The sequence below is a fragment of the Aurantimicrobium minutum genome (assembly GCF_029892845.1).
Lineage (GTDB): Bacteria > Actinomycetota > Actinomycetes > Actinomycetales > Microbacteriaceae > Aurantimicrobium > Aurantimicrobium minutum_B.
The window spans coordinates 118,910-142,248 of sequence record NZ_JARXVT010000003.1 but is presented as its reverse complement, the minus strand read 5'-3'; the positions used below and the strand labels follow the sequence as shown (position 1 = coordinate 142,248).

Here is a 23,339-nt window from a genome sequence, read left to right as displayed (position 1 = left end):
AGGAAGAACATGAGCAACGAAACATCGACGTTTCCTCTGAACTTCGCCCTGACCCCATCGACGTCAGCTCGCGCTGAAGCTGCACGCGAGGAAATCTTGGCAGATCCTGGGTTTGGCAAGCACTTCACTGATCACATGGTCTCCATTGACTGGACCATCGATGAGGGCTGGCATGGCGCACACGTGCAGCCTTATGGTCCCTTGACTCTGGACCCTGCTGCTTCTGTGCTGCACTACGGCCAGGAAATCTTTGAAGGCCTCAAGGCCTACCGCCATGCCGATAATTCCATCTGGACCTTCCGTCCCGAAGCAAACGCTCTGCGCCTGCAGCGTTCTGCACGCCGCATGGCATTGCCTGAACTCTCTGTTCCTGACTTCATTGAGTCCATCAAGCAGCTCATTGCTGTTGATGGCAAGTGGGTTCCTTCTGCTCCCGAGACCAGCCTCTACTTGCGTCCCTTCATGATTGCGAACGAAACATTCCTCGGTGTTCGTGCAGCACACAAGGTGGGCTACTACTTGATAGCTTCTCCTGCCGGCGCATACTTTGCGCAGGGTGTTTCTCCCGTCAAGATCTGGCTCACCACCGAGTATTCACGTGCAGGTAAGGGGGGAACGGGTTCTGCCAAATGCGGTGGAAACTACGCATCTTCTCTGACCGCACAGGTTGAGGCCTACGAAAATGGTTGTGCTCAAGTTCTTTTCCTGGATTCCGAAACCGGAACCAACGTCGAGGAGCTCGGCGGTATGAACGTTTTCTTCGTCCACAAGGACGGCAAGATCGTGACCCCCAAGCTCACCGGAACTATCTTGGAGGGTATTACTCGCGAGAGTGTCCTCACTTTGGCTAAAGACCGTGGTCTCCAGGTTGAGGAGCGCACTGTTCCTATTTCAGAGTGGAAGGAAGGCGTTGCCTCCGGCCAGATCACTGAAGTATTTGCATGCGGAACTGCTGCTGTGATTACTCCCATTGGTCAGCTCATTGGTGCAAACGGTCTTTCTGTTGGCAACCCTGATGCACCTGCAGGAGAGCTCACTATGAGCCTGCGCAAGGAACTTACAGATATTCAATACGGTCGCCTTCCTGACCGTCACGGCTGGATGGTCAGACTCGACGCATGACAACTAACTACCCCTTCTCCACGGCGACGGGGAGCGACGTCCGCGTGCGCTTCTGTCCTTCACCAACCGGAACGCCTCACGTTGGACTCGTGCGCACAGCCTTGTTCAACTGGGCATACGCACGCCACACTGGTGGAAAGTTCATCTTCCGCATCGAGGACACCGATGCAGCTCGTGACTCCGAAGAGAGCTATGAGCAGATCATTGACGCCCTGTCTTGGTTGAACCTGGACTGGGATGAAGGCATCAACGTGGGTGGACCTCACGAGCCCTACCGCCAGTCACAGCGCTCTGACATCTACACAGAGGTCATTGAAAAGCTCAAGGCTACTGGTCGCGTTTATGAGAGCTTTTCTACTCCTGAAGAGATCGAAGCTCGCAACCTTGCTGCAGGCAAGGACCCCAAGGTTGGCTATGACAACTTTGACCGCAACCTGACGGAGGAGCAGAAGGCTGCCTACCGTGCCGAGGGTCGTCAGCCTGCACTTCGTGTGCGCGTGCCAGACGAAGACATCACTTTTGACGACCTCGTTCGTGGTGAAATCACCTTCCCAGCTGGTTCATTCCCTGACTTCGTGGTGGTTCGCCCCAACGGTGATCCGCTGTATACGCTGGTCAACCCTGTCGATGACGCCATCATGCAGGTGACTCACGTGTTGCGTGGAGAGGACTTGCTGTCTTCGACACCTCGTCAGATTGCACTCCATCACGCACTGATCGACGCTGGTTTCACCACTCACATTCCTCGGTTTGGTCACCTTCCCTATGTCATGGGTGAAGGAAACAAGAAGCTCTCTAAACGTGATCCCGAAGCGAACTTGTTCCATCACCGTGATCGTGGATTCATTCCTGAGGGACTTATCAACTACCTCGCTCTGTTGGGGTGGTCGCTGAGCCACGACCGCGACATCTTCTCTATTCAAGAGATGGTCAAGGCGTTCGACGTGGTCAACGTGAACCCCAACCCTGCTCGCTTCGATCAGAAGAAGGCGGACGCCATCAATGGCGACCACATTCGACTGCTCACCGTGGAGGACTTCACGGCTCGCATGATTCCTTATCTGCAGGCAGGCAACGTTCTTTCGAACGACCCCACCGATGTTCAGCTCGAGATTCTTGCTGCTGCTGCACCTCTGGTGCAGACCCGCATGAATGTGCTCAGCGAAGCTCCTGAGCTGCTTGAATTCCTGTTCACTCCTGCCTCACAGATCACCTATGCAGAAGATGCACTCAAGGGGTTGCCTGAGAATTCTTCGGTTGTAGTTGCAGCTTCCGTCGAAGCACTAGAGCTCATTCCTGAAGCAGAATTCACCCACGATGTCATTCAGGAAGCGTTGAACTCTGCTCTCATTGAGGGGCTTGAACTCAAGCCGCGTATTGCCTTTGGGCCTTTGCGCACCGCCATTTCTGGTCGCCGCATTTCTCCACCTTTGTTTGAATCTATGGAGATTTTGGGCAAGCAAGACACCATTGATCGACTCGTTCGTTTCAACGAACGCTAGGAGCGGTGAGTTTGTTTAGTCTGCCCCTCGTGGGTTAGGCTAGGGAGTCGGTTCAGGGCTTGTCTCGGACCCGGTGGGGTATGGTGTAATTGGCAACACGAAGGTTTCTGGTTCCTTTGTTCTTGGTTCGAGTCCAGGTACCCCAGCAAGTAAAACCCTCGCAAAAGCGAGGGTTTTCTCGTTTAATGAATTGATTTATCCAAACAAGCTGAATTTTGTTTCAAATATATAGATTGTTTATGTACCTCGAAAAAGGGCTCTAGCTCTTGGACTTTGTTTGTCCGATAAGTACTTCGACGATCGGTGACCATCGCCTATTTTCTGGACCGGTTAAGACAAGTGATCGAGTATGGATAGGTTCGAGTGGGAGAAGTAATAGCTGGTCATTGGCTAATACTTCTGCGAGTCCTGGAACGATAGAAACACCAATGCCAGCTTCTACAAGTTCGAAAACAGTCTTGAGTTCTCGTATTTCTTGTTCAGGCTGAAAATCTGGGTCTGCTTCTCTGCAAATACTCAGAACCTTTGACTTACAGCCTGTATCAGATATCAGTATTGGATCTATCATTAGATCTTCGACATTGATCGACTTCATTCCCGATAAAGGGTGGTCTAGACGAATCACTGCTTTATATTCGTCCTCAGCGATAACTATTGCCGCTGAATCAACAGAACTTGGATTGATGAGGATGGCAGCGTCTACGATTCCTTCAGATAGCCATTTCGGCATTTCGTCGTCTTCAGCTTCGAGCACAGTTACGACAATTTCTGGAAAGGCATGGTTCCAAAATTTAAGGAGATCGGGGATGAGTCCGGTAATCACTGTTGTGGAAGCCGCGAGTCTTATGCTCCCTTGTTTATTCGATGAATATTCGTTTGAAACGCGCTCTAATTCATCTGCGGCCTCAACAATCGCCTGGGCTTTGTGGAGGATTTGCTTACCTAGTTCTGTTAACTCGAGCCGAGGTTGGCGAATAAATAATTTGTCGTTCAGACTTTTTTCGAGTCCGGCGACCGCATAGGAAAGGGCCGCTTGCGTAGCCCCTGTTTCATCCGCAGCAGCTGTAAAACCAGAAAATTTGTTTACTGCGAGGAACGCACGGAGTTGCGTAAGCGTAAAGTCCATAAGGAAACCTTATAGCTAAATAAGGAAAGTCGATTTCCACTTTGGTGAGTACGTAACGAACTCTAGAACTGTCAGCATTTTTAGGGGGAATTTTGCGCCGGTACTCCAGACAAAAACAATTGACAGCACTTTGGTTCATTTTGCTTTCGATTACGTGGGGTTCAAGTTTTTTATTCATCAAACTTGCCCTGGAAGAAATTTCTCCCGCATATTTAGTTCTGCTGAGACTTAGTTTTGGTGCGATCACCTTGATGGCAATTTTGCTCATCACCCGTCGTCGCCTTCCTCGGGAACCTAAGTTATATCTCCACCTTGCTGTGGTGGGCATATTCCTTTGCGTTTTGCCACTTTTGCTTTTTGCGTGGGCAGGACAGTTCATTCCCTCAGGGCTTTCCGCAATTTACAATGCGACAACCCCACTTATGACTTTGCTCATTGGGCTTGCAATCATCCCTAATGAAAAACTAAATGGTTCCCGTTTGATCGGAATATTTATTGGAGGAATTGGTATTTTGACCGTTTTGGGACCATGGCAATTTTTTGATTCCGCCAATCCCATTCAAGGGACTGGTTTTGCCCAAATTGCCTGTCTTCTAGGTACTGCAAGTTACGGAATCGCATTCACCTGGATGAGAAGGTTTGTAAGCGGAAAGTTTCAATACGATTCACCAACGCTTGCCGCGGTTCAAGTCGGTCTTGCAGCTTTGTTGATGGTTGCATTTGTGCCATTTATCGATATCAATGTAATTGCATTCAGTCCGCTAGTAATTGTGTCTGTATTGATTCTCGGAATTTTTGGTTCTGGTATTGCATATATCTGGAACACGCGAATAGTCAATTCGTGGGGAGCGGCACCTGCGTCAACTGTTACCTACTTATCACCGCTCATCGGCGTAATCCTGGGTGTTGTGGTTCTCAACGAAGATGTTTCGTGGAATCAACCCGTTGGCGGTGTTATTACGGTCTTGGGAATTCTCATAACTCAGAAAGTAGTGAGATTGCGACCTCCAAGCGATAAAGATGATTGAATAATTATTCAGATAATTCCAGGTCAATCGGTTGTCGGGAAAGTTTGTTGAGGCCGCCAACCTGACAAATATTTGTCAGCGAGTTGAATAACTTCATCTTCTCCGAGGCGTTTTCGTATTGCATTGACAGAATTTTGAATTTCTACGTCTGTGCCAAACAACTCCAGGAGAATATCCCAAGCAAGACGGTCTTCTGTTTTGACGGAGCGAGAGTCCATCATTTGGGCTTGTGAGGTTGTCTTTGATGACAAAAACACCATTCTGAGGAGAACTGGATTTACCTGAGAAGTCAGCGGGGGTTCATGAAAGTGTTCTTGCAGTTTGTAATAGATCCTCCATGCGTCCCACTCACGTGATGGTTCTGATGGGGGCAAGTTTTGCAAACGATTAGCAAAATCTTTATCTAGTTGTTCTGCAAACTTTTCGCTAACGAGGTTATTCCCAACACCTTCTCGGTTTCCAACAAGGTTGAGGAGGAGAAGCTGTGACGAATACGTATCAACTCGTTCGATTATTTGAGTGACGAACATTTCTCGTTTCGACTCTTCTTCAATGCGGCGCAGAAGACGAAGAACGACACGGCCTACAGTCATGTCTGGCCTACTTATGTCAAAGATTCCTCGGTTCTCTCTTACCGGGATTGCATCTATTAAGTTCAAAAGCACTAAAGACCCCGGAACCACCATGTCAGGAGTGAATTTATCTTCATAAGTCGTAAGGCCTTCAATGACGGTTTCAAGTTTTTCTTTTTTGAGACTTGAAAAATACGCCGTTAAGGCTTGCGCGTCTTCCAACGCTGTGAACGCACGTTCCGAATCCTGGAATGCCAATAATTCGTCCGGGGCTACCCTTTCGAAATACATGTTGAGGTAGTCGACATGTGCCATGCGATGAGCCAGTCGCCAAATTCTTAGCCAATCTTCGCCATAATTGTTGTTTTCTATATATTGAAGCGCGGCAGGAAATATTCGTTTGAACAGTGCCCTGATAAGAGCAATATCTTCAGGTAGGAGTTCAATTAAATTTTCTACTGCCTTTTGCTTACGATCGTCCTGCTGTCTTGCGAAGTTACGAATACTTGTAAGTTCAATACGAAGCTTAGATAGCTGATTAAAAAGTTCAGGTCGGAAGACTCGGATTGCTTCCATTGCCAGTAGGTCCACTAAGTCGATTTCACCTGCCAAATTTTTAATTGTCGCCCGACAAGAAATTGCAAATCGTTTCACATCCCGAATATTTGAAAATAATGGGTCAATTACTTCCCAATAAACATCACCCCAGCGAGTTATTTCCGGAGATGCATTTGTAACAGGTGCAATTATTCGGTCAAGCTCAGAAAGAGCCCTAGTCCTGAGGAGCTTTGGTGAGGCTTTCGGAACGTCAAAGCTAAGTTGGACAATCTTTTCTAAATATTCGCGCCCTGGAATGTCATTTTCTCTAAGTGCTTGTTCGACAAGTTTCCTGTCAAACGCAAGTAAATAAATAATGTTCGGAAAGCTTGCTGTAAGTCGAACGAGTTTGAAGATTTCTCGTATCTCGATTTTTGTAAGTCGATCAATGTCATCAATCACAACGACTATTGGTTGGTTCAGTTCGGATAGTTCAGCGGTGATCTCACCGCGGAGTTTTGAAACACTCTGATTCGCGCTGGTTGTATCCGCAACACCTTGTGCTGTAGCTGCTATCACTTCGCCGACTAATCCTGCCCCTGGGATAAGTGTCATCTGTGAAACTGGCTTGAGTACTGAAGCGTATTTTGCGAACCAATCGGCAGTTCTAGCAAACAGATTGCTATTACGTATTTTGAGTTCCGCTCCAATTTCTGTGAAAAAGAAATTGACGAGTTGCTCTGAACCGGAGAACATCCAAGGATTAAAATCGATAACAGTTAATTTAGGCTCTGTTTCAAAGTGCTCTTTCATTAAATTAATGAATGAACTTTTACCATGCCCCCATGACCCAAGAATTCCAATAACTAGTCCTTGACTAGCGTCGAGTTCGCGGATGGATGCGGCGAAATCATGTGCAACTATCGCACGACCTAATTCATCTTCTACGGATGACAAGATTGGTGAATCGGTGGGCGGAGCAGCATGCGGAGGGTTTGAATCACTCATTCGACTAATTTATGGGCTTTACAGTCGGAAATAAGTTCTTCTGAGAACTTTGAGTCAAATTCACAGGGCAATCAAACAAACGACATTTGGATCGTGAAACAAGAAGTCCATCGATATATAAGTAAAACCCTTGCGAATGCAGGCGTTTTAGTTTTAACTTTTGGCACTCTTTCACACCTAAAGGTTTTCAATCCCGTACGCAAGTTAGCTAAAGCCATTTACGGTGGCGGGCTTCCTCTGAGTCTGTTCTGGGTTTTATCGTTGCGCCGCTTGCTGGTGCCGTGCTTAACGGGTTTCAGCTATGGAAAGTTCTTCACGCGCAAAACTGGGAAGAAGAAGCTAGTTTTCTCTAGTGACTACTTCTGCCCGCCATGTTGTTGTGGCGATTAATCCCATTGCAGCTTTTGGGAAGAACTTACAAACAGGTGATCAAACTGTCGCGGCACTGGAAACCGCAGGCTATCGCGTTACCGCACTTCGGGCAGAGAGCTATGACCTGCTCCGAGGTCAACTCAATCGTGCTCTGACCCTCACGCCAGAAGCTCTTGTTGTTGTCGGCGGAGATGGCATGGTTTCACTTGCGGTCAACATGGTTGCCCAGACCTCTGTGCCCTTTGCAGTTGTTCCAGCAGGAACCGGTAATGACCTTGCCCGGGGGATTGGCTTGCCTGTGGGGGATCTCACCAGGTGTATTGAACTGATGGTGGAATCGCTCTCTCGTGAACCAGAACGGCTTGATCTGGGCCGCATTACGAGTGTGGATGGCTCAGAGGTTCGTTGGTTTGCCAGCATTTTGTCCGCGGGCTTTGACGCCATTGTGAATGAACGAGCAAACGCTATGCACTGGCCCAAGGGGAAGTCTCGCTACACGTTGGCATTGCTGTTGGAACTCTTTGCACTCAAGCCCGTGCGTTATTCATTGACTGTTAATGGTGTCCAGCGCGAGGAATCTGCCATGTTGATCTCTGTGGCAAATAACTCCACCATGGGTGGGGGAATGCGAGTAACTCCTGAAGCCAGCATGCGAGATGGCTTAATTGATGTGTTTGTGCTGAGACCATTGTCACGGCTTCGTTTCTTGAGACTATTTCCTCGTGTCTTTGCTGGTACCCATGTTTCTGAGCCAGAAGTGTTGATCGAACGAGGAAAAACAGTCGTTCTTGATGCCCCAGGAATCGTGGCCTATGCAGACGGCGAACGTGTCTGGGCACTCCCGGTTCATGTGGATGTTGTTCCTGCTGCCGTGAGGGTGTTCATCTAGCCTGAATTCCTCGATTGGCGAGCGATAAGTTCTTGTGGCATTATTGACACGTCGCAAACGGCCCCATCGTATAGCGGCCTAGTACGCTGGCCTCTCACGCCGGTAACACGGGTTCGAATCCCGTTGGGGTCACCAACGACAAAAACCCTCGCCTTCTAGCGGGGGTTTTTGCTTATTCTTTGAGGAAATTCTCAGCGTTCTTACCGGTAGCCTTGAAGCACTATGGATGGTGCTCTCCCCGCGTGGTTTGAAATTGGTTCGCTTGTTATTTTGACGGCGATTCTTGTTGCCGATCTCTTGATTATTTTCAAGCGTCCACACATCCCTTCCATGAAGGAATCTGCTCTCTGGGTGGGCTTCTATGCGCTCCTCGCCGTTGCCTTTGGTGGCGCGATTCTTGCTCTGGGAGATATCGAGCATGCAGGCCAGTTCTATGCCGGGTGGCTCACGGAATACAGCCTGAGCATCGATAACTTGTTCGTCTTTGTCATCATTATGAGTCGCTTTGCAGTGCCTCGTAAGTATCAGCAGGAAGTGCTGATGGTGGGCATCATCATGGCGCTGATTCTGCGCGGTATCTTCATCGTCTTGGGCGCTGCCCTGATCGAGAACTTCTCCTGGATCTTCTACATCTTTGGCGCGTTCCTGCTCTACACCGCCTATCACCAGGCCTTCCGCTCGCACGAGGACGAAGAAGAGACTGAAGGCAAGCTGATTAGCTTCCTGCGCAAGCGCATCACGATGTCACCTGATTTTGATGGGGCCAAGATTCGCACGGTTCACAACGGAAAGAAGATGTTCACCCCCATGCTCGTGGTGTTCATCACTATCGCTGTGACCGACGTCATCTTTGCTTTTGATTCCATTCCGGCCATTTTCGGAATTACAACAAGTCCGTTCCTGGTCTTCGCGGCCAACATTTTCGCTCTGATGGGGCTGCGCCAGCTCTACTTCTTGCTGGGTGGACTGCTCGACAAACTCGAATACCTCAAATATGGAATTGCCTTCATTTTGGGCTTTATTGGCGTGAAATTGGTACTTCACGCGATGCACGAGAATGAGCTGCCCTTTATCAATGGCGGTCAACACATTGAGTGGGCACCTGAAATCAGCACTGTCACCTCACTGTTGGTCATTGTCGCTTCGATGGCCGTGGCCACGATTGCCAGCGTGATCAAGATGCGTTCTGCAGAACCTACTTCGCACACGAAGTAGAATTACAGGGTGAACAAACCAAGAACTCTTGCGGAAAAAGTGTGGGACGACCACTTGGTCGTCAAAGGCGAAGACGGCACCCCCGATCTCATCTACATTGACCTCCACCTCGTTCACGAAGTAACCAGTCCTCAGGCTTTTGATGGACTGCGCCAGGCCGGACGTCCCCTCCGCCGCCTGGACCTCACCATCGCAACTGAGGACCACAACACTCCCACCCTGGCCATCGACAAGCCCATTGCTGATGAGACCAGCCGCGTCCAGATTCAGACCCTGCGTAACAACGCGGAAGAATTTGGTGTTCGCCTTCACTCTCTCGGCGACCTAGAACAGGGCATCGTTCACGTTGTCGGCCCACAACTGGGTCTGACTATGCCCGGTATTACCGTGGTCTGTGGTGACTCACACACCTCGACCCATGGCGCTTTTGGCGCGATGGCCTTTGGTATTGGTACCAGTGAGGTAGAGCACGTCATGGCAACGCAGACGTTGCCTCTGAAAGCATTCAAGACAATGGCTATCAACGTGGAGGGAACCCTCAAGCCAGGTGTCTCTGCCAAGGACATCATCTTGGCGGTGATTGCCAAGATCGGTGCCAACGGTGGTCAGGGATACGTTCTCGAATTCCGTGGTTCCGCTATTCGAGCTCTGTCCATGGAAGGTCGCATGACCATCTGCAACATGGCCATCGAAGCAGGTGCTCGTGCAGGTATGGTCGCTCCCGACCAGACCACTTTCGACTACCTCGAAGGCCGTCCTCACGCACCCGTTGGTGCTGACTGGGATGAGGCAGTCGCCTATTGGAAGACTCTCCCCACCGACGAGGGTGCAACCTACGACGCCGAGGTTAACCTCGACGCCAATGAACTTGAACCTTTCGTGACATGGGGTACTAACCCAGGTCAGGGTGTGTCACTGAGCGACGTCGTTCCTTCACCTGCTGACTTCTCTGACCCTAACGAGCGTGCAGCTGCTGAACGTGCCCTCGAATACATGGATCTCACACCAGGCACCAAGCTCAAGGATGTTCCAGTTGACGCGGTGTTCATGGGCTCCTGCACCAATAGCCGCATTGAGGACATTCGCGTCTTCGCGGCCATTGTTGACGGCAAGAAGAAGGCAGATGGCGTTCGCGTCATGGTTGTTCCTGGATCAGCTCGAGTTCGTCTCGAAGCAGAAGCTGAGGGACTCGACAAGATCATTGAGGCATTTGGTGCTGAGTGGCGTTTTGCTGGCTGCTCGATGTGTTTGGGCATGAACCCTGACCAGCTCGCACCGGGGGAGCGTTGCGCTTCCACCTCGAACCGTAACTTTGAAGGCCGTCAGGGTAAGGGGGGACGCACTCACCTGGTCTCTCCACAGGTCGCTGCAGCAACCGCTATCCGCGGCACGCTCTCAAGCCCCTCAGATTTGGAAGGCTAGTCATGGAGAAATTCACTTCCGTCACCGGAGTTGGTGTCCCTTTGCGTCGCAGTGGCGTGGACACTGACCAGATCATTCCTGCAGTTTTCCTCAAGCGTGTGACAAAGACCGGTTTCGATGACGCACTCTTTGCTAACTGGCGTCAGGATCCTGAGTTCATCTTGAACCAGCCTGAGTATTCAGGTGCACGCGTTCTTGTTGCCGGTCCAGACTTTGGCACGGGCTCGTCGCGCGAGCACGCTGTCTGGGCACTGCGTGACTACGGTTTTGATGCTGTTCTTGCTCCCAAGTTCGCAGACATTTTCCGCGGTAACTCAGGTAAGCAAGGTTTGCTCACCGGTGTTATTTCTGAGGAAGACTGCGAAAAGCTGTGGGCGGCACTTGAGGCCCAGCCTGGAGTTGAACTCTCCGTGGACCTCGTTGAGAAGAAGGCAACCCTGGGCGACCTGGTTGTTCCCTTTGAAGTGGATGACTATATTCGCTGGCGTTTGCTCGAAGGACTCGATGACATCGCGCTAACCTTGCGTAACGAGCAGGCCATCACTGACTTCGAAGCGAAGCGTGAAGGCTGGCGCCCCAAGACCCTTCCTGTGAGGCATGCATGAACACCGTTGCAAACGACGCCCGCGCCGCTGGCGCACGCGTAGGCCTCTCCGGAGACACCATCACCATCAATGGTGGCCACCCACTATCTGGTCGCATCGAAGTCAAGGGTGCTAAAAACTTGGTCACCAAGGCCATGGTTGCTGCTCTCCTCGGTGAAAGCCCCAGCGAACTGCGTGATGTTCCTGACATCAGCGATGTTCGCGTGGTCAAGGGATTGCTTGAAGTTCACGGTGTGAAGGTTCAGCATGATGTTGCTGCCGGAACCTTGAACCTTGATCCTGCCGGTGTTGAATCTGCACACATGACGGATATCGATGCTCACGCAGGCTCGAGCCGTATTCCTATTCTTTTCTGTGGTCCACTTCTGCACCGCCTGGGTGAAGCATTCATCCCAGACCTCGGTGGTTGCCGCATTGGTGACCGTCCTATCGACTACCACCTAGAAGTTCTCGGAAACTTCGGCGCTGTCATTGAGAAGCTGCCTACCGGTATTCGCATGACCGCTCCTGAAGGCCTGGTCGGCACCAAGATTTCCTTGCCTTACCCCAGCGTGGGAGCAACAGAGCAGGTTCTCCTGACTGCCGTGCGCGCTAAGGGCAAGACGGAACTTTCTGGTGCAGCTATTGAGCCAGAGATCATGGACCTCATCAACATCTTGCAAAAGATGGGTGCCATCATCTCGGTCGACACTGACCGCGTCATTCGCATCGAAGGCGTGGACAAGCTCGAGGGCTATACCCACCGCGCACTGTTCGACCGCAACGAAGCAGCCAGCTGGGCTTCAGCTGCACTGGCTACTGGCGGAGATATCTTCGTCGGTGGTGCTCAGCAGGCAGAGATGCTCACCTTCCTGAACATCTTCCGCAAGGTTGGTGGCGCGTTCGAAATCCACGACGACGGTATCCGCTTCTTCCACCCCGGTGGCGAGCTCAAGCCTGTTGTGATTGAGACTGACGTGCACCCTGGATTCATGACCGACTGGCAGCAGCCTCTCGTGATTGCCCTCACCAAGGCACAAGGTGTTTCGATTGTTCACGAGACCGTCTATGAGCAGCGCTTTGGCTTTGTTGACGCACTCATCAAAATGGGCGCCAACATTCAACTGCACAGTGACTGCCTCAGCGGTCACCCATGCCGCTTCGGGCAGCGTAACTTCCAGCACTCTGCAATCATTTCTGGCCCCACTGAACTCCACGGTGCAGACATTGAAGTTCCCGACCTCCGTGGTGGCTTCAGCCATCTCATCGCTGCGTTGACGGCCAAGGGTACCTCTCGTGTGAGCAACGTAGGCATCATCAGCCGTGGCTATGGTGACTTCATTACCAAGCTGCGTCAGCTCGGCGCCGACTTTGTAATTGAGGGCGAGTAACTCCTCGTGAGTGAACGTAGTAAGCCATCAATCTTTTGGTTGCTCGGCGCTATCGCCTTGCCCCTGATGGGGCTCATGGTGAAGTATCGCTTTCACGACCGCGAGAAGATGCCACAAACCGGTGCGGTAGTCATTACTCCCAATCACTACTCCAACATTGACCCTGTGGTTATTGGTGTTGCCACCTGGTACCTGGGTCGCTTACCTCGCTTTATGGCGAAAGCCAGCATCCTCAGGGTTCCTGTTGTGGGATGGATTTTGCGTAAGTCGGGACAGATTCCGGTAGAACGCGGTGGTTCCACTCGTAGTTCAGATGCCTTGATGGCAGCAAAAGAACTCGTGACCAAAGAACGAGCGTTGATCGTGTATCCCGAAGGATCGCTGACCCGCGACCCAGATATCTGGCCTATGCGAGGCAAGAGTGGTGCTGTGCGATTGGCTCTGGAGCTCGGTATTCCTGTTGTCCCGGTTGCTCACTGGGGAACTCAAAACGTGATGGCGCGGTATTCCAAGAAGCTCAACGTTTTTCCTCGTCACACCATTGATGTGAAGGTGGGGGACCCAGTCGACCTCAGCGAGTTCGCAGGAAAACCCTTAGATAATAAGACTCTGACTGCTGCAACCACCAAGGTGATGGACGCCATCACTGCTTTGCTGGAAGACTTACGTGGTGAGAAGGCTCCGGCAACCCGCTGGAACCCTGCCGAACACAACCAGAGCGAGACGGGGCGGTTTTGAGTAAGAAGCCAGTAGCTCCACCTGCACGCAAGGTTGCTGTCCTTGGTGCAGGTAGCTGGGGAACCACTTTTGCCAAGATCTTGGCTGACGGCGGCAATGACGTCATGCTCTGGGCACGTCGCGATGACCTTGCTCAAGACATCAACGAAACTCACCGCAACAGTGACTACCTCCGCGGTATTCGACTTCCTCTGAACCTGGTTGCCACCAGTTCGATGGCAGCTGCGGTGAAGAACGCTGAGCAGGTTTACCTCTGTGTTCCCAGCCAAACCTTGCGTGAGAACCTAGTTCAACTCGCACCTCTCCTCCGCGATGATCAGATCGTCATCTCCCTCATGAAGGGCGTCGAGCGCAAGACAGGCCTGCGCATGAGCGAGGTTATTGCTGAAGAACTTCCTATCAGCCCAGACATGGTTGCCGTTGCCTCTGGTCCTAACTTGGCGCTCGAGATTGCAAAGGAGCAGCCCACTGCTGCAGTGATCTCCAGCCAGAGCTTGGAAACTGCAAGCCAGGTTGCTTTGACAGTCTCGAACCGTTACTTCCGTTGCTTCGTCAACACAGATGTTCCCGGCACTGAGTTCGGTGGTGTGCTCAAGAACCTCATCGCTGTTGCTGTGGGAATCGTCGATGGCGTGGGCTATGGCGATAACACCAAGGCCTCAATCATTACGCGAGGTTTGGCCGAAATGACCGACTTCGCTGTTGCATACGGAGCGCAGGCAGAAACCTTGGCGGGACTTGCTGGCCTGGGTGACCTCATTGCTACCTGTGAGTCCCCTCTGTCTCGTAACAACACAGCAGGACGCCTTCTCGGCCAGGGTTACACCCTCAAGGAAGTCACCAACCAGATGCAGCAGACCGCTGAAGGTCTCGCCTCGGTTGCTCCAGTGCTGACCCTTGCTCGTGCTCGTGAAGTAGACATGCCTATTGTCGAGCAGGTGAGCCAGGTTTTGGCGGGTACGCTCGACCCCAAGGACATTGCACCTCACCTCACAACGGATACGGATGAGCCTCAGGGCGAAAGGAGCCTCGATGACTACCAAGCTCGTGGTGGCGGTGTTGTTTGGGGGGCGCTCAAGCGAGCATTCAATCAGCTGCGCGACAGCCCGGGGAGTCCTTCAGGCGATTGACGCTGACCGTTATGACGTGCTGCCTATCGGCATCACAAAAGACGGCGCATTCACGTTAGCCAGCGCTAACCCTGACGACTACGTTCTTCGCCCTGGCCAGCTTCCTGAGGTTGAAGACAATGGCACCAGAATCATCTGGCCAGAATCGGCAGACTCCAACGAACTCTGGGTATCTGGTGATGGTGTTGATCGCTCACTCGGCAACGTAGATGTTGTATTCCCGATTTTGCATGGACCCTTCGGTGAAGATGGCACCATCCAAGGAATGCTGGAGCTGTTTGGGCTTCCCTATGTGGGCTCTGGGGTTTTGGCCTCAAGCCTGGGAATGGACAAGCACTTCACCAAGACGGTTCTCCAAGCTGCGGGTATTGAGGTTGCGCCGTGGCGCACCATCAAGCGTTATGACTGGCATAAGCGCCCCCAGGCCATACGTGCAATGGCAGAGCAGATGCCACTGCCTGTCTTTATCAAGCCAGCACGCGCTGGTTCCAGCGTGGGCGTCGGCAAGGTGTCGAACTGGGATCAGTTCGCCGCAGCTATGGACACAGCCTTCCTCGAAGACGATCACGTGCTCATCGAAGCCGGCATTGTCGGTCGCGAGGTGGAATGTGCTGTGCTGCAGGGAATGCCTGGCCTGCCAGCACGCGCATCCGTTGCGGGAGAGATTGTCGTTTCTGGTCGTGAGTTCTATGACTTTGAAGCTAAATACCTCGGAGCTGACGGTATCGACCTGGTCTGCCCAGCTTCACTGAGTGCAGACGAGCTCTCCGAGCTCCAGCGCCTGAGTATCCGCGCTTTTGAAGCTATCGATGGTGCGGGCTTGGCTCGTGTGGATTTCTTTCTCACAAAAGACGGCTTCGTGCTCAACGAGATCAACACCATGCCAGGTTTCACGCCCATCTCTATGTTTCCCAGATGCTGGCAGGAAACAGGACTGAGCTATCCCGAGCTCATTGATGAGCTCATCCAGGTGGCGCTAGCCCACCACGCAGAAGACTAAGACCTAGTTTGCGCTGAAGACGTCAGTGAGGTCTGTGCACTTCGATGTGCTCGGAAGCACACTGACGGCTGCGCCAAGATCCACCAGAGTTGTCGTACCGCTGACGGCATCAGAATCGATCACTACCTCAACGGCTGGAGTGCGGCCATAGGTTGTATAGCGATAGAGCGGAGCTTCTGAATCGTCCTCAATCCAGTCCACATCGTTGATGGAGACGCAGGGGAGTAACGAGGGTCCCGGAACTTCCACGCCGCAGGTCAGCAGCACAGCAGCTGGTGATCCCCATGCACCCGTTGCTTGTGCATTCGTTTCGCGTTTGGGGAGCTCTGCGACCGTGTCGGGGAGGCGAACGGTGACGTTCGCGCATTCTGGATTATTCGCATCTGGAGCTGCGGTCATGGGCACTTGGCCAGCACAACCAACCAAAGATAGCCCCAGCACAGCAGAAAGTGTGCCGAAGGCGAGTGCTCGAGTGCGAATATTCATCCTCTTCAGGCTACCGTGAGAGGGTGAGTGAAATTCCTGTGAACGCAACCCTGGCTGATGTGTCCGAGTCCGCCATCCTCGCTCGCATTTTTCCTCGCCTACCCCAATCCGATTTCACGATCGTGGGTCCGGGTGATGACTGCGCTGTAATGCAGGCTCCCGATGGCCGTTTTGTCATCACTACCGACATGATGGTCCACGGTCCAGACTTTCGTCTGGAATGGTCCACACCTCACCAGCTTGGCATCAAAGCGGCTGCGACGAATCTTTCTGACGTTGCCGCCATGGGTGCCAAACCTACGGGCATGGTTGTTTCCATTGCTGCTCCACAAGACACAGAAGTAACTTTCTTGGAGCAGATCGCAGAAGGTCTCCACGATGCGTGCCTCGAGCTTGCACCGGGCTGTGGCGTGGTTGGGGGAGACCTCTCCGTCTCCAACACCCTCACCATCAGTGTCACCGCATTCGGTGATCTGGAAGGCCGTCAGCCATTGCTTCGCTCAGGAGCTAAGCCCGGCGATGTTGTCGCCGTGACAGGCCGCCTCGGCCTTGCTGGACTTGGTTTAGCTGCGCTGTTTGCTGGAGAGAAAGAAACTACCAACCCATTGTTGCTTTCTGCCCAGCTCGCGCCGTGGCCTCCCATTTCTCAAGGAGTTGCCGGCGCAGTGGGCGGGGCAACTTCAGCCATGGATATCTCTGACTCGCTCATCATGGATGCCGGCCGTATTGCTGCGGCTAGTGATGTGGTGATTGTTCTCGACGAGAGTGCTCTGGATGATCTGGCAGCACATCTTGGTATTGAGGCTGGTGTTGATGCAGCTCGTGCTCGCCAGGCCATTCTCTATGGCGGGGAAGACCATGCCTTACTCATGACCTTCCCAGCAGATGTTGCTCTTCCTCCGGGGTTTACTCCACTAGGTCACGTGGTGGCATGTGGTCAGGACGAGTCGCCTCACGTGAACATGGGTGAAGGTGCTCTTCCAGAGAATGGCTGGAATCCCTACACCGGCTGGAATGGAGAGCTCTCGTGACCCGCATCATTTCTGGCTTTGCTGGTTCACGTGAACTCAAAGTGCCCAAGAACGGGACGCGTCCGACCAGTGACCGTGTGCGAGAAGCAATCTTCTCTGCGCTGGAAGCTCGGGATGTGATCGATGGCGCACGTGTGCTGGATCTCTTTGCCGGAACAGGTGCACTGGCTTTGGAAGCACTGAGCCGCGGTGCGATGAGCGTGACCATGGTGGAGAAGAATCCTCAAGCAGGATCACTGCTTCGAGAAAATGCAGAACTCATTCGTGGGGCCGGCAAGCTCGATGACCTTTCCACTCGAGTGGTGGTTGCTTCGGTTGCCGCATATCTGGGCAACCCACAATCAGAACTTTTCGACATCGTCTTCATTGACCCTCCTTATGAGCTCAGTGAAGCTGAGGTGACTCACGCACTTGAACTCCTGGTTCCACACCTTGCTGAGGATGCAGAGGTCGTCCTTGAGCGCAGCACCAGAACGGGTCTGCCTGAACTTCCAGCTGGTCTGGAGTTGGATAAATCAAAGGCTTATGGGGAAACGACTATCCACTGGATCTCGAGGGTCTAGTCCGACCCCGACCATAAACTGGGGGTATGCCCAGCTCTGATGCCCTGCTCGATGCAGCACTCGAGCCAGTTGTGGGCAGTAAGACTGCAGGAGCACTCAAGAAGGCCTTTGGTATTCGCACTGTTGGCGACCTGCTTGCGCACTATCCCAGGCGCTACGCCCGTCGCGGCGAGCTCACCGCAATCAATGACGTTCCTTTGAACGAGAACGTCACCATCGTGGCCGAGGTCTTAGATGTTCGTGAACGTCCGATGCGTGCGCGCAAGGGATCGATTCTCGAAGTGCGCATCACAGACGGTCGCTCCGGCGGCATCATGACCTTGACCTTCTTCAACCAGGCATGGCGAGCTAAAGACCTCAAAGCAGGTGTTCGAGGAATCTTTGCTGGCAAGGTCGGTGCCTATCGCGGTGCTCTGCAGTTGGCCCACCCGGACTATGAACTCTTCGATGGTGAAGATGAGCGCGACTCTGCCGATAAAGATGCCGCCAAGTGGGCACTGCAGCCCATTCCGATCTATCCCGCCACCAGCACACTGGCCAGTTGGCAGATCGCCAAAGTGATGGAGATTGTGCTTGCCACTGTTCGTGGAGGGGCCGAGCTTCCGGATCCTGTTCCGGCAGAGGTGAGGGATGAGCGCAAGCTGCTCAGTTTGAACGAAGCCATTCTCAAGATTCATCAGCCGGAGACCGACGCAGACTGGCAGAAAGCCAGGGATACTCTCCGATTCCAAGAAGCTTTCGTATTACAGGCAACCTTGCTGGACCAGCGAGCAAAAGCTAAAGCACAGGCAGCAACCCCTCGAGCACCCAAGGCAGGTGGTTATCTCGAACAACTCGATGCACGCCTTCCATTTACGTTGACAGAAGATCAGCTCACGACCGGTGCCGAGATAGCAGAGGATCTCCAATCAACTCACCCCATGAACAGGCTGGTTCAAGGCGAAGTGGGCTCAGGAAAGACATTGGTGGCGCTGCGAGCAATGCTGCAGGTGGCCGACTCTGGCGGCCAGGCAGCCTTGCTAGCCCCTACCGAAGTTCTGGCAGCCCAACACCTACGCTCCATTACCAACATGTTGGGGCCAGATCTCTCTGCTGCGCTGATGCCTACGTTGATTACAGGACAGCTCCCTGCTGCTGCAAAGCGTCAAGCACTGCTGCGCACAGTCTCTGGACAAGCCCGCATAGTCATTGGCACGCACGCGCTGCTGAGTGACAAGGTCGAGTTCTTTGACTTAGGGCTCGTTGTTGTCGATGAGCAACACCGGTTTGGTGTTGAGCAACGTCAGGCACTGCGCGTGAAGACTGAGCTCACTCCTCACGTCCTTGTTCTCACGGCAACCCCCATTCCCCGCACCGTGGCAATGACAGTCTTTGGTGACCTTGATGTCTCTGTCATTGCAGGGTTACCTGCAGGACGTGCGGGAATCACCAGTCATGCTGTTGCGCTCGCCGAACACCCCACCTGGATTTCGCGGGTGTGGGAACGCGTTGAAGAAGAACTTGTTGCCGGCAGACAAGCCTTTGTGGTCTGCCCTGCCATCGATGCCGCAGGGGCACCCGAAGATGACCTTGATGCACTAGTCGAGGACGACATAGAACTCGATGCAGACGACGTGAAGCCCGAGAAGGCTTCAGTTGAGTCCATTTCTGCGCTGGTGCGTGAGCACCCCTTGCTCGGCAAGCGCCGCATTGCAGAATTGCATGGCCGAATGAGCAGCGATGACAAGGATGCAGTCATGCAGGCATTCTCTGCAGGGGACATCGATGTAATTGTGGCCACCACGGTGATTGAAGTGGGTGTGGACGTGCCCAACGCCTCCACCATGGTCGTGATGGATGCCGACCGATTCGGCGTCTCTCAATTGCACCAGCTCCGGGGACGTGTGGGCCGAGGGGGTGTGCCCGGTCTGGCACTATTTGTGACCCATGCCCAGCCTGGAACCACGGCTTATGAGCGAGTGGAGGCAGTGGCAAGCACCACAGATGGTTTTGAGTTGGCTCGAATTGACCTTGAGTTGCGCAGTGAAGGCAACGTGCTGGGCACGAGCCAGTCCGGTGGGCGTTCATCCCTGCGGTTACTTCGTGCTGCACGAGACGGCGACGTCATCATGGATGCCCGTGATGCGGCAGCTGAAATTCTTGCGTCAGATCCAGGATTTGCTGGCCACCCAGTGCTTGCTCAGGCCATCTCGCGTCGACTCAGTGAAAGTGAACGCGATTTCTTGGACAAAAACTAGCATTTTGCCTGCCCAGACGACTGTTTGGTGCGTAGGGTGGAGACATGCGCAGGATCGCCGTAGTCCCTGGTTCGTTTGACCCGATCACCCTCGGTCACATGGATGTCATTGCTCGAGCAACAAAGCTCTTCGATGAGGTTCACGTAGTCGTGGTGCACAACCCGGATAAGCATGCGCTGCTCCCGATTGCCCAACGTGTCACGTTGATTGAAGAAGCAATCGAAGAAGCGGGCCTGAGCGAGAACGTGGTTGTCGCTTCCTGGAGCATGGGTCTTCTGGTGGATTACTGTTCTGACGTGGGGGCAACCGTCTTGATCAAGGGTATTCGCACCCAGCTCGACATTTCCTACGAAACCCCCATGGCTATGGTGAACCGTAACCTGGCCGGCATGGAAACCATTTTCCTCATGCCAGAGCCCGGTCACTCCTATGTTTCCAGCTCACTGGTGCGTCAGGTTGCCTCGCTCGGTGGAGATGTTCGTCCCTACGTTCCCCACGTCGTGGCACAGTATCTCCAAGGCGCCTAATACTCTGTATCTATGGCTGAAAAATCACGCTGGTCGCTAGGCGCCAAGCTCAAAGGGCTCTTTGCGCGCGGAAGCGACGCTGATGACACGGTCGAGGACATCTTTGACGATGTCCCTTCGCTTCCTCGAAATGAAGAGGTAGATCGCGAGGTAGCACCTGCACCTGAAGCAGTTGTTGACAAGCCCAAGGCAGAAAAGAAGCCCGAACCTGAAAAGCTTGTTAAGCCTGTCGATGTTGTCGTTGAAGAACCAGTTGCTGAAGTAAAACCAGAGCCAGTAGCTGAGCCTGAAGCAGTTGTTCCGGAACTCATTACTGAGGTAGTTCCTGAGCCAACTCCTGCACCTGAGGTTGTGGCAGAGCCAGAGCCTGTTCACGAAGTTGTCGAAGAAACAGTCATTGCAGAGCCTGCTCCCGCTCGAGTAGTGGCTTCAAAGCCTACAAAGACAAAGCCTGTTGCCAAAGTTTCTCGTCGCTCAGCTATCGACGAAGATATGTGGGAAGAGTTGGAAGAAACCCTTCTTGCTGCTGACTTTGGCCCCGATATCACCGATGAACTCATCGAAGTCATGCGTGCCAATGTGGCCAAGTTCGGCACCACAGACCCCGATGACTTCATTCGTTTGTTGCGTGAAGCAATCGAAGACCGTCTGAACAAATTCGACACCACCCTCAAACTCAGTGAACGCCCTGCTGTGATTTTGGTAGTGGGCGTCAACGGTGTGGGGAAGACCACCACCATTGGCAAGGTGGCCAAATACATCTCTAACGCAGGTAAGAGCGTTGTGGTTGGCGCAGCAGACACGTTTCGTGCTGCGGCTGTTGATCAGCTGGCAACCTGGGCAGAGCGTGCCGGGGTAGATGTTGTTAAGCCGCAGATGGAAGGTCAGGATCCTTCTGCAGTGGCCTACCAAACCATTGAATGGGCCATCAACAAGGGCACCGAGATTGTCATTATCGACACCGCTGGTCGCCTCCAGACCAAGAGTGGTCTGATGGATGAACTTTCCAAGATCCGCCGTGTTATTGAAAAGCAGGCCCCCGTTTCTGAGGTACTTCTTGTTTTGGATGCCACCACCGGTCAAAACGGACTGTCTCAGGCAGAGGCCTTCCTCGAGCACGCAGGTGTCACTGGTTTGGTTCTCACCAAGCTCGATGGCTCTGCCAAGGGTGGTTTTGTTCTTGCTGTTCAAGAGCGCACAGGTATTCCGGTGAAGCTGGTAGGTAATGGCGAAGGCATCAATGACTTGATGGGCTTCACGCCACACGCCTTCGCAGCCCAGCTCGTTGGCTAGGCTAGAGGGGTTATGGCAACCTTCGGCACACTCTCCACGCGTCTTACGGAGTCCCTCAAAAACCTCCGCGGTAAGGGAAAACTTTCCCCCGCGGATGTAGACGGCACTCTGCGCGAGATTCGTCGCGCCATGCTGGACGCCGATGTCTCGCTCAATGTGGTCAAGAAGTTCACGAACGATGTTCGCGAACGCGCCCTCAGCGATGAGGTCAATAAGGCTTTGAACCCTGCCCAGCAGGTTGTTCAGATCGTGAACGAAGAGCTCGTCACTATTCTCGGTGGTGCACAGCGTCGTCTTGAGTTCGCTAAGAAACCACCGACCATCATCATGCTCGCTGGTTTGCAGGGTGCGGGTAAGACGACCCTGGCAGGAAAGCTGGCCAAATACCTCGCCAAGGACAAGCACACGCCACTTCTGGTCGCCTGTGACCTTCAGCGCCCTAACGCTGTTCAGCAACTCGAGGTAGTTGGTAAGAACGCCGGAGTGGCTGTCTACTCACCCGAGCCAGGAAATGGCGTGGGAGACCCCGTCAAGGTCGCGAAAGATTCCATCAAGTTCGCCAACGACAAGCAATACGACGTGGTCATCATTGACACCGCCGGACGCCTGGGTGTTGATGCGGAACTGATGAAGCAGGCAGCGGATATTCGTAAGGCTACGAACCCTGACGAAGTTCTCTTCGTTATCGACGCCATGATCGGTCAGGATGCTGTTGCCACAGCACAGGCCTTCCAAGAGGGCGTGGACTTCACCGGTGTTGTCCTCACTAAGCTTGATGGTGACGCCCGCGGTGGTGCGGCTCTTTCTGTCGTTTCAGAGACCGAACGCCCCATCATGTTTGCCTCCACAGGCGAAAACCTCGATGACTTCGAGCCTTTCTACCCAGATCGCATGGCTAGCCGGATTCTCGACCTCGGTGACATCCTCACCCTGATTGAGCAGGCGCAGGAAGCATTCGACGAGAACGAAGCAGCACAGCTGCAAGAGAAGTTCGCTACAGACTCCTTCACTCTTGAGGACTTCCTCAAGCAGATGCAACAGCTCAAGAACATGGGCTCCATGAAGAAGATGCTCGGCATGCTTCCTGGCGCAGGCGCCATGAAGGAGCAGCTGGAGAACTTTGACGAGAAGGAACTCGTTCGCACCGAAGCCATTATCCAATCGATGACCAAGGCTGAGCGTCAGAACACTAAGCTTCTCAACGGTTCACGACGCTTACGTATTGCCAAGGGTTCCGGCATGACCGTGACCGAAGTCAACGCGCTGGTCAACCGCTTTGAGCAAGCCGCCAAGATGATGAAGACCGTTGCCAAGGGCGGAATGCCTCAGATTCCTGGCATGGGCCCCATGGGCGCTATGGGTCACGGCGGCAAGAAGCAGATTGCGAAGAAGAAGGGTTCCAAGTCTGGAAACCCTGCCAAGCGAGCTCAGGAAAACGCTGCCCTTGCTGCGGGGGGAGTCAAGCCTGGAAATGGTGGCGGATTCGGCCTGGGTAACCAAGGTGCCGCAGGTGGTCCAAGTCCCGAAGAACTCGAAGCTCTGCAGAAGATGCTGGGCAAGGGCTAA

The 23,339-nt window shown here is 53.2% G+C and carries 20 protein-coding genes and 2 tRNA genes; 19 read left to right on the top strand and 3 right to left on the bottom strand.

All coding sequences use genetic code 11. From position 1 onward, the window contains the following. Positions 1-9 precede the first annotated feature (9 nt). From M2118_RS05270 to M2118_RS05260, 3 genes are all read left to right on the top strand, one after another. Positions 10-1,122 (top strand): branched-chain amino acid aminotransferase, encoded by a 1,113-nt coding sequence (locus M2118_RS05270; protein ID WP_280794887.1) that lies wholly within the window; start codon positions 10-12, stop codon positions 1,120-1,122. Beyond that, the gene (gene gltX, locus M2118_RS05265) at positions 1,119-2,624 is read left to right on the top strand and encodes a glutamate--tRNA ligase (RefSeq protein WP_280794886.1); all 1,506 of its coding nucleotides are present in this window, start codon (positions 1,119-1,121) and stop codon (positions 2,622-2,624) included. The genes M2118_RS05270 and gltX overlap by 4 nt, the downstream gene beginning before the upstream one ends. A gap of 74 nt (positions 2,625-2,698) precedes the next feature. After that, a tRNA-Gln gene (locus M2118_RS05260) sits at positions 2,699-2,770 on the top strand. A 113-nt stretch (positions 2,771-2,883) separates the two neighbouring features. Here M2118_RS05260 and M2118_RS05255 read toward each other — a convergent pair. Further along, the gene (locus M2118_RS05255) at positions 2,884-3,750 is read right to left on the bottom strand and encodes a LysR family transcriptional regulator (RefSeq protein WP_280794885.1); all 867 of its coding nucleotides are present in this window, start codon (positions 3,748-3,750) and stop codon (positions 2,884-2,886) included. A 119-nt stretch (positions 3,751-3,869) separates the two neighbouring features. Between M2118_RS05255 and M2118_RS05250 the strand changes: the two genes are divergently transcribed. Next, on the top strand, positions 3,870-4,778 hold the full coding sequence (locus tag M2118_RS05250) for a DMT family transporter (RefSeq protein WP_280794884.1): 909 nt from the start codon (positions 3,870-3,872) through the stop codon (positions 4,776-4,778). Between the two features lie 23 nt (positions 4,779-4,801). Here the strand turns inward: M2118_RS05250 and M2118_RS05245 are convergent, their stop codons facing one another. Beyond that, on the bottom strand, positions 4,802-6,895 hold the full coding sequence (locus M2118_RS05245; protein WP_280794883.1) for a KAP family P-loop NTPase fold protein: 2,094 nt from the start codon (positions 6,893-6,895) through the stop codon (positions 4,802-4,804). Positions 6,896-7,247: 352 nt separating this feature from the next. Here M2118_RS05245 and M2118_RS05240 point away from each other — a divergent pair, with 352 nt between their 5' ends. From M2118_RS05240 to M2118_RS05200, 9 genes are all read left to right on the top strand, one after another. Next, positions 7,248-8,156, top strand: coding sequence for a diacylglycerol kinase family protein (locus M2118_RS05240; RefSeq protein ID WP_280794882.1), 909 nt, complete (start codon positions 7,248-7,250; stop codon positions 8,154-8,156). A 59-nt stretch (positions 8,157-8,215) separates the two neighbouring features. Beyond that, positions 8,216-8,291: transfer RNA gene (locus tag M2118_RS05235), tRNA-Glu, on the top strand. An 87-nt stretch (positions 8,292-8,378) separates the two neighbouring features. Beyond that, on the top strand, positions 8,379-9,371 hold the full coding sequence (locus M2118_RS05230) for a TerC family protein (RefSeq protein WP_280794881.1): 993 nt from the start codon (positions 8,379-8,381) through the stop codon (positions 9,369-9,371). Between the two features lie 9 nt (positions 9,372-9,380). Further along, positions 9,381-10,793 (top strand): 3-isopropylmalate dehydratase large subunit, encoded by a 1,413-nt coding sequence (leuC, locus tag M2118_RS05225; protein WP_280794880.1) that lies wholly within the window; start codon positions 9,381-9,383, stop codon positions 10,791-10,793. Positions 10,794-10,795: 2 nt separating this feature from the next. Further along, the gene (gene leuD / locus M2118_RS05220; protein WP_280794879.1) at positions 10,796-11,398 is read left to right on the top strand and encodes a 3-isopropylmalate dehydratase small subunit; all 603 of its coding nucleotides are present in this window, start codon (positions 10,796-10,798) and stop codon (positions 11,396-11,398) included. After that, positions 11,395-12,768 carry a UDP-N-acetylglucosamine 1-carboxyvinyltransferase gene (gene murA, locus M2118_RS05215; RefSeq protein ID WP_280794878.1) on the top strand — a complete coding sequence of 458 codons (1,374 nt, stop codon included), beginning with the start codon at positions 11,395-11,397 and terminating at the stop codon, positions 12,766-12,768. The genes leuD and murA overlap by 4 nt, the downstream gene beginning before the upstream one ends. A 6-nt stretch (positions 12,769-12,774) precedes the next feature. Next, positions 12,775-13,506: a lysophospholipid acyltransferase family protein gene (locus M2118_RS05210; protein ID WP_280794877.1), complete on the top strand. Its 732-nt coding sequence runs from the start codon at positions 12,775-12,777 to the stop codon at positions 13,504-13,506. Continuing rightward, positions 13,503-14,636, top strand: coding sequence for an NAD(P)H-dependent glycerol-3-phosphate dehydrogenase (locus M2118_RS05205; protein WP_280794876.1), 1,134 nt, complete (start codon positions 13,503-13,505; stop codon positions 14,634-14,636). Before M2118_RS05210 ends, M2118_RS05205 begins: the two co-directional genes overlap by 4 nt. Then, positions 14,539-15,636 (top strand): D-alanine--D-alanine ligase family protein, encoded by a 1,098-nt coding sequence (locus tag M2118_RS05200; protein ID WP_280794875.1) that lies wholly within the window; start codon positions 14,539-14,541, stop codon positions 15,634-15,636. The genes M2118_RS05205 and M2118_RS05200 overlap by 98 nt, the downstream gene beginning before the upstream one ends. 3 nt (positions 15,637-15,639) lie before the next feature. Here M2118_RS05200 and M2118_RS05195 read toward each other — a convergent pair whose 3' ends face one another. Further along, the gene (locus M2118_RS05195; RefSeq protein WP_280794874.1) at positions 15,640-16,122 is read right to left on the bottom strand and encodes a DUF3515 domain-containing protein; all 483 of its coding nucleotides are present in this window, start codon (positions 16,120-16,122) and stop codon (positions 15,640-15,642) included. A gap of 23 nt (positions 16,123-16,145) precedes the next feature. On the opposite strand from M2118_RS05195, the gene thiL reads away from it, so the two are divergent. From thiL to ffh, 6 genes are all read left to right on the top strand, one after another. Further along, entirely contained in the window at positions 16,146-17,153 is a 1,008-nt protein-coding gene (gene thiL / locus M2118_RS05190; protein ID WP_280794873.1) for a thiamine-phosphate kinase, read from the top strand. Next, positions 17,150-17,716, top strand: coding sequence for a 16S rRNA (guanine(966)-N(2))-methyltransferase RsmD (gene rsmD / locus M2118_RS05185; protein WP_280794872.1), 567 nt, complete (start codon positions 17,150-17,152; stop codon positions 17,714-17,716). The genes thiL and rsmD overlap by 4 nt, the downstream gene beginning before the upstream one ends. Positions 17,717-17,742: 26 nt before the next feature. Beyond that, entirely contained in the window at positions 17,743-19,953 is a 2,211-nt protein-coding gene (locus tag M2118_RS05180; RefSeq protein WP_280794871.1) for an ATP-dependent DNA helicase RecG, read from the top strand. 44 nt (positions 19,954-19,997) lie between these two features. Further along, the gene (gene coaD, locus M2118_RS05175; RefSeq protein WP_280794870.1) at positions 19,998-20,480 is read left to right on the top strand and encodes a pantetheine-phosphate adenylyltransferase; all 483 of its coding nucleotides are present in this window, start codon (positions 19,998-20,000) and stop codon (positions 20,478-20,480) included. A gap of 423 nt (positions 20,481-20,903) precedes the next feature. After that, positions 20,904-21,773: a signal recognition particle-docking protein FtsY gene (ftsY, locus tag M2118_RS05170; protein ID WP_280795031.1), complete on the top strand. Its 870-nt coding sequence runs from the start codon at positions 20,904-20,906 to the stop codon at positions 21,771-21,773. 12 nt (positions 21,774-21,785) lie between these two features. Continuing rightward, positions 21,786-23,339, top strand: a complete 1,554-nt coding sequence (gene ffh, locus M2118_RS05165) for a signal recognition particle protein (protein WP_280794869.1) — start codon at positions 21,786-21,788, stop codon at positions 23,337-23,339.

Bases quoted from the DNA above. Each gene is read 5' to 3' on its own strand.
- leuD (WP_280794879.1), top strand. From the start codon at position 10,796: ATGGAGAAATTCACTTCCGTCACCGGAGTTGGTGTCCCTTTGCGTCGC.
- murA (WP_280794878.1), top strand. From the start codon at position 11,395: ATGAACACCGTTGCAAACGACGCCCGCGCCGCTGGCGCACGCGTAGGC.
- M2118_RS05230 (WP_280794881.1), top strand. From the start codon at position 8,379: ATGGATGGTGCTCTCCCCGCGTGGTTTGAAATTGGTTCGCTTGTTATT.
- M2118_RS05255 (WP_280794885.1), bottom strand. From the start codon at position 3,750: ATGGACTTTACGCTTACGCAACTCCGTGCGTTCCTCGCAGTAAACAAA.
- M2118_RS05245 (WP_280794883.1), bottom strand. From the start codon at position 6,895: ATGAGTGATTCAAACCCTCCGCATGCTGCTCCGCCCACCGATTCACCA.
- coaD (WP_280794870.1), top strand. From the start codon at position 19,998: ATGCGCAGGATCGCCGTAGTCCCTGGTTCGTTTGACCCGATCACCCTC.
- ffh (WP_280794869.1), top strand. From the start codon at position 21,786: ATGGCAACCTTCGGCACACTCTCCACGCGTCTTACGGAGTCCCTCAAA.
- M2118_RS05270 (WP_280794887.1), top strand. From the start codon at position 10: ATGAGCAACGAAACATCGACGTTTCCTCTGAACTTCGCCCTGACCCCA.
- gltX (WP_280794886.1), top strand. From the start codon at position 1,119: ATGACAACTAACTACCCCTTCTCCACGGCGACGGGGAGCGACGTCCGC.
- M2118_RS05200 (WP_280794875.1), top strand. From the start codon at position 14,539: ATGACTACCAAGCTCGTGGTGGCGGTGTTGTTTGGGGGGCGCTCAAGC.
- M2118_RS05180 (WP_280794871.1), top strand. From the start codon at position 17,743: ATGCCCAGCTCTGATGCCCTGCTCGATGCAGCACTCGAGCCAGTTGTG.
- M2118_RS05195 (WP_280794874.1), bottom strand. From the start codon at position 16,122: ATGAATATTCGCACTCGAGCACTCGCCTTCGGCACACTTTCTGCTGTG.